The sequence below is a fragment of the Streptomyces sp. V3I7 genome, from assembly GCF_030817495.1.
In the GTDB taxonomy this organism is placed as follows: domain Bacteria; phylum Actinomycetota; class Actinomycetes; order Streptomycetales; family Streptomycetaceae; genus Streptomyces.
This window is the reverse complement of sequence record NZ_JAUSZK010000001.1, coordinates 2,271,910-2,291,461: the sequence shown is the minus strand read 5'-3', so window position 1 is coordinate 2,291,461 and position 19,552 is coordinate 2,271,910. Positions and strand designations below refer to the sequence as shown.

The following is a 19,552-nucleotide window of genomic DNA, read 5'->3' as shown; positions in this document are numbered from 1 at the left end:
AGACTGGTGAGGCGGTTGCGTTCCGTCGGCGCGGGGGCCTGCGTCGGCGTCGTACCGGGCTGTAGTCCCCCCCCAGGCGTGGGTGAGTTACACGCCGGGCGCCTCCCTTCTCCGCTGCTCCCGCTCCTCATGGACGGAGGGGCTTCATGCTGCGTGGCCCTTGGCGAACCCTGAAGGTCTCCGCTCTGGCGTGGCTGGGGGTGGTGACGGTGCTGGCGGCGCCGTCGGCCGCCGCCGGGACGGCCGGTGACAGGACGGCCGGTGACGCGCCCCAGGTCTCCTGCGCGTGGCCGGCGGTCGTCGCTCCCGGCCGGCTGAACATCGCGTTCCCCGAGTCCAACGCCACGTACTGGCTGATGCCGTACCGGCTCGGCGAGGGCGACCGCATCGTGGTGAACGGGACGTACCCCGCGGCCCGGTTCACGTCGCTGACGGCGTATGACGCCAAGGGATCGCCGATCGACTCCCTGGCCGACGACCAGATCGCGCCGAGCGCGGGCAGCATGAACCCCTTCGCCGTCCCGGACGCGGGGCCGAACCCGGCGCGGCACCGGTACCGGGTGACGCTCAAGCCCGGTACGGAGCCCGGCTCCGGCCAGAACACCCTCGCCGCCACCGCGAAGGGCGCCGCCTCGGGTTCGGGGTGGCTGGCGCTGCGGATCTACGTGCCGGACCGGCAGTCCGACCCGACGGGCGGCGTCGCGCTGCCCACACTGTCGGTGCAGCGGCACGGCAGCGCGGCCAAGTCCCTGTCGGCGTGCCCGCGTTCCGGTTCGACCCAGGGTCCCGCGGGGCCGGTCGCCGACGAGGCGCGCAGTGTGGTGGAGAAGTACGCCCCGCGCGGCGGGTTCGGCGGCTGCGGGGCGGCCACGGCGAGCGATCCGGGCTTCGCCGAGCCCAACAAGACCGGGGGGCTGTTCCCCAACCCGTACAACGCGTACCTGTGCACGCCGCTCGCGTACAAGGAGGGCCGGGTCGCGGTGGTCCGCGGCAAGGCGCCCACGTTCCCCGACACCGCCAACGGCCAGTCGGTGCTGACCAAGAGCCAGCTCCGGTACTGGTCGCTGTGCCAGAACCAGGTCCGGCTCCCGTACCCGGTCAGCTCCTGCGCCGCCGACTTCCAGACGGTGCGGAACAAGGACGGCCGCTACACCTACGTGGTCTCCACCAAGCAGGACCGCCCCGCCGACGCGACGATGGAGCACGGCGTGACCTGGCTCGACTGGGGTCCGACCAACGTGGAGAGCCTGCTGATCATGCGGAACATGCTCCCGGAGCGGAGCTTCACCAACGCGGTGCAGGACGTCGGCAAGGGCGAGGACCCGGCGAAGGTGATGGGCGCCTACTATCCGATCGTCACGTACTGCACGAAGGCGTCCTTCGACAAGAGCGGCCCGGGATCCTGCACCGCGTGAGCGTGCCTGAGGGGCGTCAGTTGCCGACGAGGGACTTCGACGGGGGCTTGTTGGCGGACCGGGGGGACAGGCGGAGCTTGGCGCGGGCGAAGTCGCGGTTGGCGAGGACGCGTTCGCGGTGGGCCTCGGGGAGTTTGCCGCCGTCGAGGAGCTTCTCGCAGGTCTCCAGGGACTCGCGGTACTCGCCGACCCAGTACGACGCCACCGCCAGCTCGTCCAGCGACCGCCAGTCGTACCAGGGGTGTTCGAGGAAGAGGATGTCCGGCGGCTGCGGGAGTTCCACCGCGCGGCGGGCGAACAGGTAAGCCAGTGGCCAGCGTTCGCCGTTCGTGCGGCACAGGTGGGCGAGTTCGCCGAGGGGTTCGGCGCGGGTGGGGCGGGACTCGTGGGCGTCCAGGAAGCGGGCGATGACCTCCGGCATCCGGCGCTTGAGGTCGACCGCGAGCCGGGCCGCGTAGAGCCGGGCGCAGAACGCCTCCTCGGCGAAGCCGCCCATCACCGCCCGCCGGTCGTACGCCGCGATCGCCTTCGCGGGTTCGCCGGCGTCGCGCCAGCTCTGGGCGAGGTAGAAGACGTAGCGGGCGTTGTCGGGTTCCTTGACGAGTCCGTCCTTGAGGATCGCGGCGTCGCGGAGGTACTTCGCCCGCTGGTCCCCGCCCTGGAGGCGGCCGCCGCCGCCCATGATGAGCATGCGTGCGCCATCGAGGGTCGCCCGGGTATAGCGCGTGTCGCACTCCAGGTACTCGTGCAGGACGCCGACGTAGCGCCAGGGCAGGCGCGTCGACACCATGGAGGCGCGCCAGTGGACGATGGAGCCGTGCCGCACCTCGAAGTCGTAGCAGTCGTGCGTGAGGTCCGGCATGGTGAAGCCGGGGTCGGTCTCCATCATGTCGTCGGCGTCGATGAACAGCAGATAGTCGGCGCGGTCCCGGGCCAGGTCGATCGCCTCGGTGCGGCTGAGGTCGAAGCCCTTCCAGGGGCTCTCGTGCAGCGTGCCGGGCAGGTGGGCGAGGGTCTCGCGGATGACGTCCTGCGTGCCGTCGGTCGAGCCGGTGTCAAGGATCACCCAGGTGTCGATGAGGGGGCGCACGGATTCGAGGCAGCGTCGGATCACGTGTGCCTCGTTCTTGACGATCATATTGAGGCAGACCGTTGGCATGACTTTATCTTTTCTGTGATGAAAAGGATTTGGTCGGCGACTTTAGTGAGTCCGTAAACCCCGTTCAAGGACCGCCGCCCTGGAATTGCCGCCCATACAGGTGGCGGCTCGGCAGGGCCGTGCTTCGGGGCCGTTCGGGCCGCCCGTGCGCGTGTATATAGGGAGCCGTTCCCGTTAGCCGTTCCTGTTGGCCGTTCCCGATGTCGGGCATGGGAGGTCCTGATGGTCGTCACCGCGCAGCTCCCCGCTCCGCGCGATGAAATCGAGGAAGCCGGTGCGGCCGGAGCCGGAAGCCGCGGGACGGGGCTCTGGCTCCGGCCGTTCGTCGTCACCCTCGCCGTGGCCTGCTACGGCATGACGCATCCGCTGCTGGGCCGCGACGAGCTGGTCACCTGGGACATGGTGAACCGAGGTACGGGGGAGATTCTCGCCACGCTCGGTAATGTCGACGCGGTGCACGGCGCCTATTATCTGCTGATGCACCTGTGGGTCGGGATCTTTGGGGATTCCGTCATTTCCTTGCGGATTCCCACGGTGTTTTCCGCCGCCGGGGCCGCCGCCATGGTGAGCCTCATCGGCAACCGGCTCTTCGGATACCGTGCGGGAATTTCCGCCGGAATTCTCTTCGCGCTGGTGCCGGCGGTGAGCCGCTATGGCCAGGAGGCCCGCAGTTACGCGCTGGTGGTGTTCGCCGTCGCCCTCGCCACGTTCCTGCTGCTCCGGGTGCTGGACGAACCGCGCCGTCCCGGGCGCTGGGCCGCCTACGCGCTCGCCCTGGCCGGCGTCGGGCTGCTCCATCTGATCGCGCTGTCCGTCGTCCTCGCGCACGTCTGGCCGCTCGTGTCCGCCGCGCGGCGGGACCGCTCGCTGTGGTGGAAGACCGCCCTGGCCCTGTCGGCGGTCGCCGGTTGTGTCGCGCCGGTCGTGCTGCTCGGGCGGTCCCAGGTGGGGCGCCAGTTGTACTGGGTCCCGGAGCCCGACGCGTGGGCGCTGCCGTCGATGCTGGGCGAGGTCTTCGCCTCCGGTCTGTGTGCCGGCGCGCTGGTCGCGCTCGCGCTGCTGGCCCGCTCGCCGCGCCGGAGCGCGCTGCTGCTGTGCGGGACGTGGGCGCTGGTGCCGCCCGTCCTGGTCTGGATCGCCTCGCACGGCCAGGTGTCGTACTTCCGTCCCGTGTACGTCCTGTTCACGCTCCCGGCGTGGGCCCTGCTCGCCGGCGCCGGTCTCGCCGCGGCTTGCCGCTCCCGCGGGGCGGCCGTGGTGGTGCTCGCGGCGGTGGCCGTGCTCGGGCTGCCCGACCAGCGGCAGATGCGGCAGCCGTTCGAGCACAACGCCCCCGTGCCGCTCGACTACGCGGCGGCGGCCGACGTGGTCAGCCAGGGCCACCAGCCCGGGGACGCCGTCGTCTACGACCGCACGGACACCTGGAAGCTCGACAGCGGGGTGCGGTACTACCTGCCCCGCGACCTGCGGATGCGCGACGTCTTCCTGGAGAAGTCGGCCACCGCGATCGACGACCTGTACGCGGTCGAGTGCCCGGCGCCGGAGCTGTGCCTGAAGGATGACGAGCGGCGCGTCTGGCTGCTCACCGAGGGCTCCGGCTTCCCCCTCGACGCGCTCGGCCCGGCGCAGTCGAGCGCGCTGCGGAGCCGGTACACGGTGACGTCGAGCCGGTCGGTGACGGGGATGACGGTGAGCCTGCTCGTCCGCGACGACAAGTGAGCCGGTGACGCGAAGGGGCGTCCGGCGGTCCGTCGCGGACCACCGGACGCCCCTTCGGCGACGGGTACTCGTTACGGGTTGCCGCCGTTGATGGCGCCTGGCGCCGGCTGGAGCGTCACACGGTGCCAGGAGGGGTCGTTGCAGTTCAGGGTGCGGTTGCTGGTGACCACTTGGCAGGTGTTCTCCCAGACCACGCCCGCCGTGGTCACGACGTTCACCCTCAGGTCACCCTCCACCTGCATGCCCTGGGCGTGCTGGGCGATGGAGACCGCGCAGGCGTCCTGCGGGTAGTTGGTCTTGTTGGACAGGTCGGTCCACAGGTAGGGACCGGGCGTCGCGGTCGTGAGGTCACGGATGCCCGCGTACGTCCGCCCGCCGGTCAGCACGGCACGCAGCTCGAAGTCGTTGCTGTCCTGGCTGGCGTCGATGTCGGAGCACGGGCCCGCGGGGCCGGTGCCGCCGGTGTCGCCCTTGGGTCCGGTGTCGCCGGTGGCGCCCGTCGCGCCGGTGTTGCCCTTCGGGCCGGTCGCGCCGGTCGCGCCCTTGCACTCGTCCTTGCCGTCGCCACCGCCCGCCTCGGCACGGCTGTCCAGGAGGGACTTGCCCGGCTTGTCCTCCTTGCAGTGGTCGCCGCCATAGTGGCGCGCCACGGGCGCGTGGCCGTCGGGCATGCTCCGCGCCGCGGCGGCCGCCGGGCTGACCACACCGGCCGCGAGGACCAGCGCGAGCGAGGTCAGCATCCCGGCTTTCTTGAACCTGTCCCGGGCCAGCGGCCCGAGAAGCGAAGTCGTCCTGTGCTCAGGACTCATCCCATTGCTCCTTGCGTCGTCAGGTTCGGGTGAAGTCCCGAATCTGAGTGCGAGGTTGGACCCTGTATGGGTGGCGTGGCACGCGCATCGGGGCGAGCCCGGTGCTTTATCCGCAGATCGGAGCAAAACATAACGTTCCGATGGCTCAATCTTTGCTGCGGAAGGCACAGTTGAGCGCTTGTACGACTGTTCGGGCGGACTTGCCGTACGTCGTGGGCGCCGCGCGCATCCATGCGGGTGGCTACGGCGTCTGTTCCCGTATGGACGCCATCCACCCCCGCAAGAGCCCCGACGGACCGCAGCCCCCGCCGCAGGCGCAGGGGTGCCTCGTCGTCGCGATCCGGCTGCCCGTGCGGATCGTCGCGCTCGTGCTGGTGGTGCCGGTGCGGATGCTGTGGGACGCGCTGGTCGTGGCCGGCCGGTTCCTGACCGACACCGTGCTGCGCCCCGTCGGCCGGGTGCTGCTGTGGCTCGGCCGCGCCGTGTTCGTGTGGCCGTGGGTGGCGCTGTGGCGGTACGTCGCCGTGCCCGTCGGCCGGGCCCTGCTGTGGCTCGGCCGCGTCCTCGTCGTCGTCCCTCTCGGCTGGCTCCACCGCTCCCTCCTCACGCCCCTCGGGCACGGCATCGCCTGGCTCGCGCGCGGGGTCGGGGCGGCCCTGAAGTGGCTGTACGTCCGGCTCCTCACGCCCCTCGGGCACGGCATCGCCTGGCTCGCGCGCGGGGTCGGGGCGGCCCTGAAGTGGCTGTACGTCCGGGTCCTCACGCCGGTCGGACGGGCGCTGGCGTGGTGCGCGGACGCCGTGGCGACCGGGGTCGGCGCCGCTTTGTACTGGACGGCCCGCGTGCTGTTCGTGCTGCCCGCCCGCGCGCTGTGGCGCTCGGTGCTCGTGCCGGTCGGCCGGGTCCTCGCCGTCGTCGCGCGGGAGATCGGAGAGGCGCTCGGACACGCCTGGCGGATCGCCGGGCACCTCGCGCGCGCCGTCGGCCGGTTCCTGGCCACCCTCTTCCGCTGGATCGTCGTCGAGCCGGTGCGCTGGGTGTACCGGACCGTCGTCATCCCGGTCGGGCATGTCGTACGGGACGCCGTCCTGCGGCCCGTCGCCGAGGCCGCGCGCGCCGTCGGGCAGGCCACCGGGCAGGCGCTGGTCTCCGCGCGCGCGACGGTGCGGCAGGCCCGCGCCGACGCCCGCCGCATGCTGTTCGGCGAGCCCCGGCCCTTGAGGTAGACCGCCCGGCGGGAACCTCCGGCGGACGGGACACGTACTCTTGGTAGCAGGACAACCGCACTCACGAAGGACTAGGACACTGGGCAAGCGACAGCCCGTAGGCCCGCCGCCCGCACCCGCGGTGCAGCGCATCCGACTGCGATACACCAAGCGCGGCCGCCTCCGGTTCACCAGCCACCGTGACTTCCAGCGCGCCTTCGAGCGTGCGCTGCGCCGTGCCGAGGTGCCGATGGCGTACTCGGCGGGGTTCACGCCGCATCCGAAGGTGTCGTACGCCAATGCCGCACCCACCGGCACGGGCAGTGAGGCGGAGTACCTGGAGATCGCGCTCACGGCGGCCCGCGACCCGCAGATCCTGCGCGCCCTCCTCGACGAGTCGCTGCCCACCGGGCTCGACATCGTCGACGCCGTCGAAGCACGGACGTCAGGGCTGGCCGATCGGCTGACGGCTTCCGTGTGGGAGCTGCGGCTGGACGGAGTCGACCCCGCCGACGCCGAGCGCGCGGTCGAGGCCTTCAACCAGGCCGAGACCGTCGAGGTGCAGCGCCAGACCAAGAACGGTGTCCGCACCTTCGACACCCGCGCGGCCGTCGCGAGCCTTACGCGCGTGGCGGACGCGGAAACGCACAGTTCGCAGCCCGACGCAAGCGTCGGCTCCACTGGAGCGGCATTCGCCGCGCCCCTTAATGGGCCTACCGACCAGCCCTGTGCGATACTGCGGCTGGTTGTTCGGCACGTGACGCCTGCCGTTCGACCCGACGACGTCCTGTCCGGTCTCCGCGCCGTGGCCGACCTGGCGCCGCCGGTCCCCGCAGCGGTGACCAGGCTGGCGCAGGGGCTGTTCGATGAAGAGACAGGCACGGTGACCGACCCGCTCGCGCCCGACCGCGAGGCAGCAGCGACCGCGCCGCATCCGGCCGCCGCCACTGCCGCCGCGACGGCGTCGGCGCCGGAAGGTTCCGCGTAGGGACACGTCGTAGCGCCGCCCTCGGACTCGGGAGCCACCTGGGTCGGGCAGCGCACCGACCACAAGACTTTCGCCAGGCCGTACGCAACACGGCGTACGGAACCGGCGAGACAGGACACAGAGAGCTCCCGTGCGGCGCCCGCGCCCCGGACGGCGGCCATCGCGCACCGCGCGAGCCGCGGACGTCAACGGTGATCGGTCGATGAGACCGACGCCGGACCAGGTGCGGCGCCCGGGAGCCTGACGGGAGAAACGCCCGCATGCTCGAGCCGACCGAATCCATGGACCCTCAGACGGGTTCCGAACCGAACACCCCCAGCGACACCCTGCCGCCGCGCAGGCGTCGTCGCGCCGCCTCCCGACCCGCGGGCCCGCCCGCCGGGAACGAGGCGCCCTCGTCCGCCGGCGTGACGGACGACGAGACCGAGAAGAAGACCGAAACGAAGAACGAGACGACGGTGGAGACCGTCGTCGAGGCGCCCGCCGTGGCCGAGGAGGCCGCGCCGGCCGCGCGTCCGCGTCGCCGTGCGACGCGTCGTTCCGCGTCGCCCGCCGGTGCCCCGAAGGCGGCCGAGGCCGCCCCCGAGACCGTCGTCGCCCCGGCTGCCGCAGAGCAGCCCGTGGCCACCGAGCCGGTCGAGGCCGTCGAGACCACCGAGGACGACGCGGCCCCGCGCCGTACCCGCCGCCGCGCGACCCGCCGTGTGTCCGCGCCCGTCGGGTCGCCGGAGAAGGCCGCCGCGCCCGAGACCGTGGAGGTCCCCGAGACCGCGGAGGCCGAGGAGGAGACCGAGGAGACGGCGGGGGTCGTCGCCGAGGCGCCCGCCGCGTCCGAGGAGGCCGCGCCGGCCGCGCGTCCGCGTCGTCGTGCGACCCGCCGTGCGTCCGCGCCCGCCGGTGCCCCTAAGGCCGCCGAGACCGTCGCCGCGCCCGCCGCCGAAGCGGTCGAGGAGACCGAGACGGCGGAGGAGAAGGCCGCCGAGGAGGCTCCGCGCCGCGCCCGCCGCCGCGCCACGCGCCGTGTGTCCGCGCCCGCCGGGTCGCCGGAGACCGCCCCCCAGGCCGAGCCGGCCGCCCAGAGCGAGGCCGCCGCCGAGCCCGTCGCCGCCACCACGGCACCCGCCGCCGAGGCCTCCGCCGAGAGCGGTGCCCCGCGCCGCGGCCGCCGCCGTGCCGCGCGCCCCGCGTCCGGCTTCTCCGCTCCCGCGCCGCAGCCCGCCGCCGAGGGCGACGAGCCGCGCCGTCCGGGCCGCCCCGCCGCGGCCGTGTTCCAGGCGCCCGTCTTCACCGAGCCGAAGTTCCAGACCCCGCAGCGCGCCGCCGCCGAAGCGGCCGAAGCGGCCGCCGCCGGCTCCGAGGAGCCCGTGGCAGAGGCCGAGGAGGTCTTCGAGGAGCAGGCCGAGACCGCCTCCCGCCGTCGCCGCCGCCGTCGCGGTGCCGCGCAGGAGGAGGAGACCAAGACCGTCGAGACCGCCGCCGCCGAGGACGAGACGGAGGAGGCCGAGGAGCCCGAGACCTCCGCCGAGGCCGATGCCGACGCCGAGGACGACTCCGAGGAGACCGGCTCGCGTCGCCGCCGCCGTCGCGGAGGCCGTCGCCGCCGCCGCGGTGACAGCGCCGACGGCGAGGCCGAGGGCGCCGACGCCGAGTCCGAGGAACTGGCCGCCGAGCAGGCCGCCCAGGACGCCGAGGACACCGCCGAGCAGGAGGAGGACGACGCCGACGAGGCCCGCGACGAGGCCGGCGGCTCCAGCGCCGGCAGCCGTCGCCGTCGCCGTCGCCGGCGTCGCGCCGGTGACTCCGCCTCCGACAGCGAGCCCGGCGAGAGCGACCCCGAGCGCACGGTCGTCAAGGTCCGTGAGCCCCGCAAGGCCGCCGAGCCGTCCGACGAGGTGCAGTCCATCAAGGGCTCGACGCGTCTGGAGGCCAAGAAGCAGCGCCGCCGCGAGGGCCGCGAGCAGGGCCGCCGCCGCGTGCCGATCATCACCGAGGCCGAGTTCCTCGCCCGCCGCGAGGCCGTCGAGCGCGTGATGGTCGTCCGCCAGCACGGCGACCGTACGCAGATCGGCGTTCTGGAGGACGGCGTGCTCGTCGAGCACTACGTCAACAAGGAGCAGTCGACCTCGTACGTCGGCAACGTCTACCTGGGCAAGGTCCAGAACGTGCTGCCGTCGATGGAGGCCGCCTTCATCGACATCGGCAAGGGCCGCAACGCCGTCCTGTACGCCGGTGAGGTCAACTTCGGCGCGCTGGGCATGGCCAACGGCCCGCGCCGCATCGAGGCCGCCCTGAAGTCCGGCCAGCCCGTGCTCACCCAGGTGACGAAGGACCCGATCGGCCACAAGGGCGCCCGCCTGACCAGCCAGGTCTCCCTCCCCGGCCGCTACCTCGTGTACGTCCCCGAGGGCTCGATGACCGGCATCAGCCGCAAGCTGCCCGACACCGAGCGGGCCCGGCTGAAGACGATCCTCAAGAAGATCGTCCCCGAGGACGCGGGCGTCATCGTGCGCACCGCCGCCGAGGGCGCGAGCGAGGAGGAGCTGCGCCGCGACGTCGAGCGTCTGCAGGGGCAGTGGGAGGAGATCCAGAAGAAGGCGAAGGGCGGCAGCTCAAGTGCCCCGTCCCTGCTGTACGGCGAGCCGGACATGACCGTCCGCGTCGTCCGCGACATCTTCAACGAGGACTTCACCAAGGTCATCGTCAGCGGTGACGAGGCGTGGGACACCATCCACGGCTACGTCTCGCACGTCGCGCCGGACCTGTCGGACCGTCTGCAGCGGTGGACCTCCGAGGTCGACGTCTTCGCCACCTACCGGATCGACGAGCAGCTCGCCAAGGCGCTGGACCGCAAGGTCTGGCTGCCCAGCGGCGGTTCGCTGGTGATCGACCGGACCGAGGCGATGGTCGTCATCGACGTCAACACCGGCAAGTTCACCGGTCAGGGCGGCAACCTCGAGGAGACCGTCACCCGGAACAACCTGGAGGCGGCCGAGGAGATCGTGCGTCAGCTGCGGCTGCGCGACCTCGGCGGCATCATCGTCATCGACTTCATCGACATGGTCCTGGAGTCCAACCGCGACCTGGTCCTGCGGCGTCTGCTGGAGTGCCTGGGCCGCGACCGGACCAAGCACCAGGTCGCCGAGGTGACCTCGCTCGGCCTGGTCCAGATGACCCGCAAGCGGGTCGGCCAGGGCCTGCTGGAGTCGTTCTCCGAGAACTGCGTCCACTGCAACGGCCGCGGTGTCATCGTGCACATGGAGCAGCCGACCGCTGCCGGAGGCGGCGGCAAGCGCAAGAAGCGGGCCCGCGCCGGCGGCGACGGCCATGTGCACGAGGCCGCCGAGACCGTGATCGCCGAGGTCGCCGAGACCGCCGAGCAGGAGGCGGAGTCCGAGGCCGAGATCGCGGCCGAGGTCGCCGCCCCCATGTCGCTCGCCTCGCCGACGTTCGCGCCGGACGAGGAGCTGTACAGCAGCGTCGCCGAGGCGGAGGCCGCGGCCGGCCGTGGCCGTTCGCGCCGCCGGACGAGCCGTCGGGCCTCTGCCCCGGCGGGTGCGCCGAAGACCGAGGCCGTGACGGCGGAGGCCCCCAAGGCCCGCAGGGGCAGGAAGGCCGAGGCCGCCGCGGAGGTCGCCGAGGTGACCGAGACCGCCGAGGCCGTCGAGGCCCCGGTCGAGCCCCCGGTCGTCGAGGAGGCCGCGCCCAAGGCCCGTACGCGCCGCCGGGTCACCCGGCGGGTGTCGGCGCCGGCCGGTTCCCCCGAGTCCGCCGAGGCGGCCGTGGTGACGGTCGCCGAGACCGCGCCCGCAGCGGAGGCGCCGGTGGAGCGGGCCGAGGCTCCGGCCCCGGTCGAGGAGGCGCCCGCCGAGGCCGCCGCCCCGCCCCGCCCGCGCCGCCGTGCCGTGCGCAAGGCCACCGCGCCGACCGCGTCCGAGGAAGCGGCCGTCGTGGTCGTCGAGTCGGCCGCCGCGCCGGTCGAGGAGGCTCCCACCGAGGCCCCGGCCGAGGAGGAGGCCGCCCCGGCCAAGAAGACGGCCCGTAAGACGGCCGCCAAGAAGGCTCCGGCCAAGAAGGCGGCCGCCAAGAAGACCGCGGCGAAGAAGACCACGGCCAAGAAGGCGGCTGCCAAGAAGACGACGGCGAAGAAGACGACGGCCAAGAAGGCGGCGAAGACCGCCAAGACGGCCGCCGCCAAGACGACGGCGAAGAAGACCACGGTCTCGGCCGCCGCCGACGAGGACTGAGCCGCTCGAACACCCCGCGTGGTCCTGCCCCCCCCTGGGCAGGACCACGCCGTTTCCCCAGGGTCCGGGCCATGCGCGAATGGACCGCGGCCCCGTCAGATGTCCCCGCCGCCGAGACCGATACCGTCTCGGCGGCATCTGCACCATCAGAGGAGATAACCGCGATGATTGGCCTCATACTCGCCGCCGGCGCCGGACGGCGTCTGCGTCCCTACACCGACACCCTGCCCAAGGCTCTGGTGCCGGTGGGTCCGGAGGGCGACGAGGAGTCGCTGACGGTGCTGGACCTGACTCTGGGGAACTTCGCCGAGGTGGGTCTGTCGGAGGTCGCGGTCATCGTCGGCTACCGCAAGGAGGCCGTGTACGAGCGGAAGGCGGCGCTGGAGGCGAAGTACGGCCTGAAGCTGACGCTGATCGACAACGACAAGGCCGAGGAGTGGAACAACGCCTACTCCCTGTGGTGCGGGCGGGACGCGCTGAAGGACGGTGTGATCCTCGCCAACGGTGACACGGTGCACCCGGTCTCGGTCGAGAAGACGCTGCTGGCCGCCCGCGGTGACGGCAAGAGGATCATCCTCGCGCTGGACACGGTGAAGTCGCTGGCGGACGAGGAGATGAAGGTCGTCGTGGACGCCGAGAAGGGTGTCCAGAGGATCACGAAGCTGATGGACCCGGCGGAGGCGACGGGCGAGTACATCGGTGTGACGCTGATCGAGGGTGACGCGGCGGCGGAGCTGGCGGACGCGCTGAGGACGACGTTCGAGCGGGACCCGGACCTGTACTACGAGGACGGTTACCAGGAGCTCGTCAACCGTGGTTTCAAGGTGGACGTGGCGCCGATCGGCGACGTGAGGTGGGTCGAGATCGACAACCACGACGACCTCGCCAAGGGGCGTGAGATCGCGTGCCAGTACTGACGAGGCTGATTCCCTCGCCGGTCGTCGTGGACATCCGTCCGGGTGCCCTGGACGAACTGGCGGCTGTCCTCGCCGACGAGCGCATCTCGCACTCGGGCCGGCTCGCGGTCGCGGTCAGCGGTGGTTCCGGTGCGAAGCTGCGGGAGCGGCTCGCGCCGTCCCTGCCGGGCGCGACCTGGTTCGAGGTCGGCGGAGGCGCCATCGACGACGCCGTACGGCTCGCGGACGAGATGAAGTCCGGCCACTACGACGCCGTGGTGGGCCTGGGCGGCGGCAAGATAATCGACTGCGCCAAGTTCGCCGCGGCGCGGATCGGCCTGCCCATGGTCTCCGTGGCGACGAACCTGTCACACGACGGCATCTGCTCGCCCGTGTCCATCCTCGACAACGACGCGGGCCGCGGCTCCTACGGGGTGCCGACCCCCGTCGCGCTGCTCATCGACCTCGACGTGATCCGCGACGCGCCGATCCGCTTCGTGCGCTCGGGCATCGGTGACGCCGTCTCCAACATCTCCGCCGTCGCGGACTGGGAGCTGGCCCACCGGGTCAACGGCGAGAAGATCGACGGCCTGTCCGCCGCCATGGCCCGCCAGGCCGGCGAGGCGGTGCTGCGCCACCCCGGCGGCAGCGGCGACGACGGCTTCCTGACGGTGCTGTCCGAGGGACTGGTGATGTCCGGCATCGCCATGTCGATCGCGGGCCACAGCCGGCCCTCGTCCGGTGCCTGCCACGAGATCAGCCACGCGATCGACCTCCTGTACCCCCAGCGCGCCGCCAGCCACGGCGAGCAGGTGGGACTCGGCGCTGCCTTCGCCATGCACCTGCGCGGCGAGCACGAGAGCTCCGGGCTCATGGCGGACGTGCTGCGTCGGCACGGCCTGCCGGTGCTGGCGCAGGAGATCGGGTTCAGCGACGACGAGTTCGTCCGGGCCGTGGAGTTCGCCCCGGAGACCCGCCCGGGCCGCTACACGATCCTGGAGCACCTCGACCTGTCGCCGACCCAGATCAAGGACGCGTACGCCGACTACGCCGCCGCCGTCTCCGCGTGAGAGGGCACCCCGGTTTGACCCGTTCGGCCAAGGCCCCGTAACCTTGGCCGTCGGCGTGTCCACTGAACATGCCACATTCCCGTAAACCTTCATCCTCCCGGGCGCCTGGCTGACCGGGAGAGGTCGTCCGTGGTGACACCGGGCGGCTGGCCTGCGGGGGTGCCGTTTTTGAGCGAAAGAGAGATCCGCGTGTACGCCATCGTGCGCAGCGGTGGTCGCCAGCACAAGGTTGCTGTCGGCGACATCGTTGAGGTTGACAAGATTTCCACCGCCAATGTTGGCGACACGGTCGAGCTCTCGACCCTGCTCCTCGTCGACGGCGACGCTGTGACCAGCGACCCGTGGGTGCTGGCCGGTGTCAAGGTCCAGGCCGAGGTCGTGGACCACCACAAGGGGCAGAAGATCGACATTCTGCGCTACAAGAACAAGACCGGCTACCGCCGTCGTCAGGGCCACCGCCAGCAGTACACGGCGCTCAAGGTCACTGAGATCCCCACGGCTGCGAAGTAAGGGACTGAGGAGAAATGGCACACAAGAAGGGCGCATCGTCCACTCGGAACGGTCGCGACTCGAATGCCCAGCGGCTCGGCGTGAAGCGCTTCGGCGGTCAGCTGGTCAACGCTGGTGAGATCCTGGTCCGTCAGCGCGGCACCCACTTCCACCCGGGCGCCGGCGTCGGCCGTGGCGGCGACGACACCCTGTTCGCCCTGCTGCCCGGTGCCGTGGAGTTCGGTACCCACCGTGGCCGCAAGGTCGTGAACATCGTTTCGGTCGCCTGAATCATCTGATTCAAGTGAGTCTCTGATTCACGGCTGAACCGAACGTTTCGTTCCGCGAGGCGGACCTACTTCCCGGTCGGGGAAGCAGGTCCGCCTTTCGCGTGTTACTACAAGACATACCCGCACCATTCTGGAGGCACCGAACATGACCACCTTCGTGGACCGCGTCGATCTGAACGTCGCCGCGGGTAGCGGGGGCCACGGCTGTGCCTCCGTTCACCGTGAGAAGTTCAAGCCGCTCGGCGGCCCGGACGGCGGCAACGGCGGACGCGGCGGTGATGTGATCCTCACCGTCGACCAGTCGGTCACCACGCTGCTCGACTACCACCACTCCCCGCACCGCAAGGCCACCAACGGCAAGCCCGGCGAGGGCGGCAACCGCTCCGGCAAGGACGGCCAGGACCTGGTCCTGCCGGTGCCGGACGGCACGGTGGTCCTCGACAAGGCCGGCAACGTGCTCGCCGACCTGGTCGGCGAGGGCACCTCGTACGTCGCCGCCCAGGGCGGCCGCGGCGGCCTCGGCAACGCGGCGCTGGCCTCGGCCCGCCGCAAGGCGCCCGGCTTCGCGCTGCTCGGCGAGCCCGGCGATCTCCAGGACATCGTCCTGGAGCTGAAGACCGTCGCCGACGTGGCGCTGGTCGGCTACCCGAGCGCCGGCAAGTCCTCGCTGATCTCGGTGCTGAGCGCGGCCAAGCCGAAGATCGCCGACTACCCCTTCACCACGCTCGTCCCGAACCTCGGTGTGGTCACCGCCGGCTCGACCGTGTACACCATCGCGGACGTGCCGGGCCTGATCCCGGGCGCCAGCCAGGGCAAGGGCCTGGGCCTGGAGTTCCTGCGGCACGTGGAGCGGTGCAGCGTCCTGGTGCACGTCCTGGACACCGCGACGCTGGAGTCCGACCGCGACCCGCTCTCCGACCTCGACATCATCGAGGAGGAGCTGAAGCAGTACGGCGGCCTCGACAACCGTCCCCGCATCGTCGTCCTCAACAAGATCGACGTACCCGACGGCAAGGACCTGGCCGATATGGTCCGCCCCGACCTGGAGGAGCGCGGCTACCGCGTCTTCGAGGTGTCGGCGGTGGCGCGCACCGGCCTGAAGGAGCTGTCGTACGCCCTCGGCGACATCGTGGCCCAGGCGCGCGCGGCCAAGCCCAAGGAGGAGGCGACCCGGATCGTCATCCGGCCGAAGGCCGTCGACGACGCGGGCTTCACGGTCACGCGCGAGGAGGTCGACGGCGAGCCGCTGTTCCGGGTGCGCGGCGAGAAGCCCGAGCGCTGGGTCCGCCAGACCGACTTCAACAACGACGAGGCCGTCGGCTACCTCGCCGACCGCCTCAACCGCCTCGGTGTCGAGGAGAAGTTGATGAAGGCGGGCGCCCGCTCCGGCGACGGCGTCGCCATCGGCCCCGAGGAGAACGCGGTCGTCTTCGACTGGGAGCCGTCGATGACCACCGGCGCCGAGATGCTCGGCCGCCGCGGCGAGGACCACCGCTTCGAGGAGCCCCGCCCGGCCGCCCAGCGCCGCCGCGACCGGCAGGCCGAACGGGACGAGGCGGACCGGGACTTCGACGACTTCGAGCCGTTCTAGCCACGCCGCCTTCACCGGCGTACGACAGAAGAGCAGAGCACAAAGGGCGGGGCCCCGGAGGAAGAACCTCCGGGGCCCCGCCCTTTGCCTGCTCCCGCGTCACAGCTCGCGGGACTGCTCCAGCATCCGGTCCACGACGCGGGCGGAGGCGTTGCCGTCGTCCAGGTCGCAGAACAGGTGGTGGAAGCGGTCGAAGCGGTCCTGGTACTCCGCCGAGACCGCGTCGATGTCGCGGATCGCGTCGACGAGCTCCTTGGACGTGAAGACCAGCGGGCCCGGCGAGTCCTGCTCGAAGTCGAAGTAGAACCCGCGCAGGGTGTCCCGGTAGTGCTCCAGGTCGTACGTGAAGAACAGCATCGGCCGCTTCAGGTGCGCGTAGTCGAACATGACCGAGGAGTAGTCCGTGATCATGATGTCGGCCGCCAGATAGAGGTCGGCGATGTCCGGGTACTCCGAGACGTCCCACACGAAGCCGTTGCCCGCGCCCGGCACCGCGTCCACCACGTTGGAGTGGCGGCGGATGAGCAGGACGTGGTCGTCGCCGAGCCGCCGCTGCGCGTCCTCCAGGTCGATCCGCAGGTCGAACAGGTACTGGCCGGCGCTGTGCGACTGGTCGTCGCGCCAGGTCGGCGCGTACAGCACGACCTTCTTGCCCGCGGGCAGCCCGAGTTCCCTCCTCACGCGCGCGGCGATGCGGTCGCCGTCGGCCGCGTACAGGTAGTCGTTGCGCGGGTAGCCCGCCTCCAGGATCTCGCCGTCGTAGGAGAAGGCGCGCTGGAGGATCGGCGTGCTGAAGCGGTTGGAGGACACCAGCAGGCTCCACTGCTTCGCCTCCAGCGCCAGTTTCTCCTGGTACCGGCGGTCGAAGTGCAGCGTGTCGATGTCGTGGCCGATCTTCTTCAGCATCGTGCCGTGCCAGGTCTCCACGATGACCTGGCCCGGGCGCCGCTCGATCCAGTCCGGGAGGTGGCCGTTGGTGACGATGTAGCGGCTGGAGGCCAGCGCCTCGTACCACTCGCGGCCCCACATCCGCACCGGCTCGACGCCCTCCGGCAGCAGGACCTGCCCGTCGCGTACGGCCCACAGGTGCTTCAGGTCGCAGCCGCGCCGGACCAGCTCCTCGTACATCGCCCGCGGGCTGTCGGAGAACTGCTTGCCGTTGTAACTCAGGTAGAACACCTGGTCCTTGAGCGGCTCCCGGCGCAGCGGCTCGTACACCTCGGCACGCAGCTGCCGCTGGCGGTACGGGCCGCGCTCCAGGTCGCTCAGCTCCGAACGGCAGTTCAGCTGCGGGAAGTCGGCCCAGCGGTTCTCCAACAGGTAGAGACGGCCGCCGAGTTCGGCGCGAAGCGGGAACTGATCGGCCGCGAGCCGGTCGGTGACGAAGGGGACGTCCGCGCTCTCGCCGTCGGCCGGGCGCAGGAAGAGGTTCCAACGGCCCGCGCGCAGCGGCACGTTGCCGCCGCCACCGAGGACGGAGGGGTCGAAGGCGACCTCGAAGCGGCCGTCCTCGCCCCACTGCGGCTCCACGAACCGCTCCTCGAAGCGGTTGCGCGGCCTGAGCAGGAACCGGGAGCCGGTGAGGCGCGGGTCGGTGCGCGCGGTGAGGGTGATCAGGCCGTCGCGCAGCCCGATGTGCTCGATCAGCGCGCGCCGGGTGCGGCCGGCGAGCTTCAGATAGCCGTTGTGGCCGCCGACCACGGCCAGCTCACAGCCCTCGGCCTGCTCGCCGAGCGAGGCGGGCAGGTTGAACCGCGTGTCCGCCAGGCCCTCGCGCAGCACGGTGCTGAACTGGCGTTCGCGGCCGCCTGCGTCCGTGGCGACCAGCGCGGTGGACCAGGTACGGCTCTCCGGCTGGGCCTTGGCGGCCACGCCCTCGTGGAAGAGCAGCGCCACGTCCGCCACCGGAACCTCGGCCGAGAACCGGCGCGTGCCGTCCTCCTCGGTCACGGTCACCGGGAACTCGTGGACCTGGGCGCCCTTCTGGTTCTTCACGCGCAGCACGACGCGCTCGCCGTCGGCCAGCGGCACCTTGATCTCACCCGTGACCCTGAGCCGGTCGCCCTCCAGGGCGTGGCCGGTGACCAGGGCCCGGACCCGCTCGACGCGCAGCTTGAGCACACCACCCTCGACGGACGGCAGCAGCCGGAAGTCGGGGCTCAGCCAGTGGTACGGCGGGAAGTTGCAGGCGGCGCCGCCGCTGGACTGCACCGGCGCCCGGCGTATCAGACCGGAGGCGTAGAGGCCGAGGCCCACGTGCCACAGCCCCTCCTGCCACGCGCCGCCCTTGCGCAGCCGCGCCGGGTCGAGGGTGGCCTCCCAGCCGGACCAGTCGTAGTTGTAGCGGTCCTGGCCGGAGTCGGTGGTGCGCCCGGGGCGCTCGGTGTTCCGCACCGGCAGCAGCAGCCGACGCCGGGAACGGTCCTTGCGCAGCTGGAGGACCTTCACCGAGGAACGCCTCGACGGCAGACCGATCTTGTCGATCCAGGCGTGACCGGACAGCACCAGCTTGCCGTCCGCCCAGCTCACCTCCTGCAGCGGGGCGCGCATCTCCAGATCCTGGTCGATGCGCAGCGCCCGGCGCGGGATGCCGAGGTCGGTACCGGCCAGGGAGGGGAAGGCGGCGTACTTGCGGACCAGGCCGCTGACCTCGACGGCCTCCTTGCGGCGCTGCCCGGCCAGCAGGGTGATCAGCTCGTCGAGCCGGTGCTTGCGGACCAGCAGCCACTGCACGCGCAGCTGGGCGGGCAGCGCCATGACGACCTCGGGGTCGATGTGGTCCAGGAACCGGTTGGCCGACCGCAGGAACTCGGCGCGGTACTCCTCGTCGCCGTCGGGCACCACGTTGAGGAACAGCCGCAGGTCGTCCATCAGGACCCGGGAGTCGTACTCGCGCTTGAGCCGGGCGAAGGTCTCGCCGGGCTGCTCGGCGAGGAAGGTGCTGATCTCCAGCACGGAGGTGGTGCGGTCGCGCACGCCGGCCGGGTCGGTGCGGCGCTGGGTGATCGAGGGGGCGGACTCGCCCTCGCGCAGCCGCCAGTAGTAGCAGGGCTCGGAGATCACGTCGACGGCCTCGGCGAGGTAGTGCGCCCGCATGGTGACGGGCGTGTCCTCGTACAGCCGGCTCTCGGGGAAGGCGAGGCCGTGCTTGTCCCAGAAGTCGCGCCGGAACACCTTGTTGCACGCTATTCGGTCGGCGACGAGCCTGCCGTAGCGGGATATGTGGGTGCGCTGGCGGGCCTCGCGGCCGGCGAGCATCTTCAGCAGCGGCACCTGCCAGGACTTCTCGCCCTTGAGGTGGAAGACGTTGCCGGTGGCGAAGTCCGAGCCGGTCTCGTCGAGGCTCGCGACCATCAGCCGGTAGGCGTCCGGCGGGATGACGTCGTCGCTGTCGACGAACGTGAGGAACTCCGCCTCCGCGGCGAGATGGGCGATGCCGGTGTTACGGGCGGCGCCCAGGCCCGCGTTCTCCTTGCGGATCAGCCGGAACCGGGAGTCGCGCGCCGCGTACGCCTCGGCGATCGCCGCCGAACCGTCCGGGGAACCGTCGTCCACCATCAGGACCTCGAGGTCCCGGAAGGTCTGGGCCGCGAGCGAGTCGAGGCAGGCCGGAAGGTAGCGCTCGACGTTGTAGATCGGGACGATGACGCTGAGCCGAGGGGCCATGGCGTGGTGGG

12 protein-coding genes and 1 pseudogene are annotated in these 19,552 nt (G+C 71.7%); 10 read left to right on the top strand and 3 right to left on the bottom strand.

The genetic code is table 11. The annotated features are described in order from the left end of the window. The first annotated feature begins 146 nt into the window (after positions 1-146). The gene (locus tag QFZ74_RS10690; protein WP_307620572.1) at positions 147-1,415 is read left to right on the top strand and encodes a hypothetical protein; all 1,269 of its coding nucleotides are present in this window, start codon (positions 147-149) and stop codon (positions 1,413-1,415) included. 16 nt (positions 1,416-1,431) lie between these two features. Here QFZ74_RS10690 and QFZ74_RS10685 read toward each other — a convergent pair whose 3' ends face one another. Next, positions 1,432-2,553, bottom strand: coding sequence for a glycosyltransferase (locus QFZ74_RS10685; RefSeq protein WP_307620571.1), 1,122 nt, complete (start codon positions 2,551-2,553; stop codon positions 1,432-1,434). A gap of 243 nt (positions 2,554-2,796) precedes the next feature. On the opposite strand from QFZ74_RS10685, the gene QFZ74_RS10680 reads away from it, so the two are divergent. After that, positions 2,797-4,293, top strand: coding sequence for a glycosyltransferase family 39 protein (locus QFZ74_RS10680; RefSeq protein ID WP_307620570.1), 1,497 nt, complete (start codon positions 2,797-2,799; stop codon positions 4,291-4,293). 71 nt (positions 4,294-4,364) lie between these two features. Here QFZ74_RS10680 and QFZ74_RS10675 read toward each other — a convergent pair whose 3' ends face one another. Then, complete coding sequence (locus QFZ74_RS10675) at positions 4,365-5,102, bottom strand: hypothetical protein (RefSeq protein WP_307620569.1); 738 nt, start codon at positions 5,100-5,102, stop codon at positions 4,365-4,367. 260 nt (positions 5,103-5,362) lie between these two features. Here QFZ74_RS10675 and QFZ74_RS10670 point away from each other — a divergent pair. The 8 genes and pseudogenes from QFZ74_RS10670 (at position 5,363) to obgE (ending at position 15,875) form a co-directional block, all read left to right on the top strand. Further along, positions 5,363-6,403, top strand: a pseudogene (locus QFZ74_RS10670) (hypothetical protein). Between the two features lie 46 nt (positions 6,404-6,449). Next, positions 6,450-7,295 (top strand): TIGR03936 family radical SAM-associated protein, encoded by an 846-nt coding sequence (locus QFZ74_RS10665; protein ID WP_307620568.1) that lies wholly within the window; start codon positions 6,450-6,452, stop codon positions 7,293-7,295. A gap of 260 nt (positions 7,296-7,555) precedes the next feature. Continuing rightward, positions 7,556-11,539 (top strand): Rne/Rng family ribonuclease, encoded by a 3,984-nt coding sequence (locus tag QFZ74_RS10660; protein ID WP_307620567.1) that lies wholly within the window; start codon positions 7,556-7,558, stop codon positions 11,537-11,539. A gap of 164 nt (positions 11,540-11,703) precedes the next feature. Beyond that, the gene (locus QFZ74_RS10655; protein ID WP_307620566.1) at positions 11,704-12,456 is read left to right on the top strand and encodes a phosphocholine cytidylyltransferase family protein; all 753 of its coding nucleotides are present in this window, start codon (positions 11,704-11,706) and stop codon (positions 12,454-12,456) included. Beyond that, positions 12,444-13,505 (top strand): iron-containing alcohol dehydrogenase family protein, encoded by a 1,062-nt coding sequence (locus QFZ74_RS10650; protein ID WP_307620565.1) that lies wholly within the window; start codon positions 12,444-12,446, stop codon positions 13,503-13,505. The genes QFZ74_RS10655 and QFZ74_RS10650 overlap by 13 nt, the downstream gene beginning before the upstream one ends. A gap of 189 nt (positions 13,506-13,694) precedes the next feature. Next, positions 13,695-14,015 carry a 50S ribosomal protein L21 gene (rplU, locus tag QFZ74_RS10645; protein ID WP_307624107.1) on the top strand — a complete coding sequence of 107 codons (321 nt, stop codon included), beginning with the start codon at positions 13,695-13,697 and terminating at the stop codon, positions 14,013-14,015. Between the two features lie 14 nt (positions 14,016-14,029). After that, complete coding sequence (gene rpmA, locus QFZ74_RS10640) at positions 14,030-14,284, top strand: 50S ribosomal protein L27 (protein ID WP_307620564.1); 255 nt, start codon at positions 14,030-14,032, stop codon at positions 14,282-14,284. A gap of 145 nt (positions 14,285-14,429) precedes the next feature. After that, entirely contained in the window at positions 14,430-15,875 is a 1,446-nt protein-coding gene (gene obgE / locus QFZ74_RS10635; protein WP_307620563.1) for a GTPase ObgE, read from the top strand. Positions 15,876-15,974: 99 nt separating this feature from the next. On the opposite strand, the gene QFZ74_RS10630 is transcribed toward obgE, so the two are convergent. Beyond that, on the bottom strand, positions 15,975-19,541 hold the full coding sequence (locus QFZ74_RS10630; protein WP_307620562.1) for a bifunctional glycosyltransferase/CDP-glycerol:glycerophosphate glycerophosphotransferase: 3,567 nt from the start codon (positions 19,539-19,541) through the stop codon (positions 15,975-15,977). Positions 19,542-19,552 lie beyond the last annotated feature (11 nt).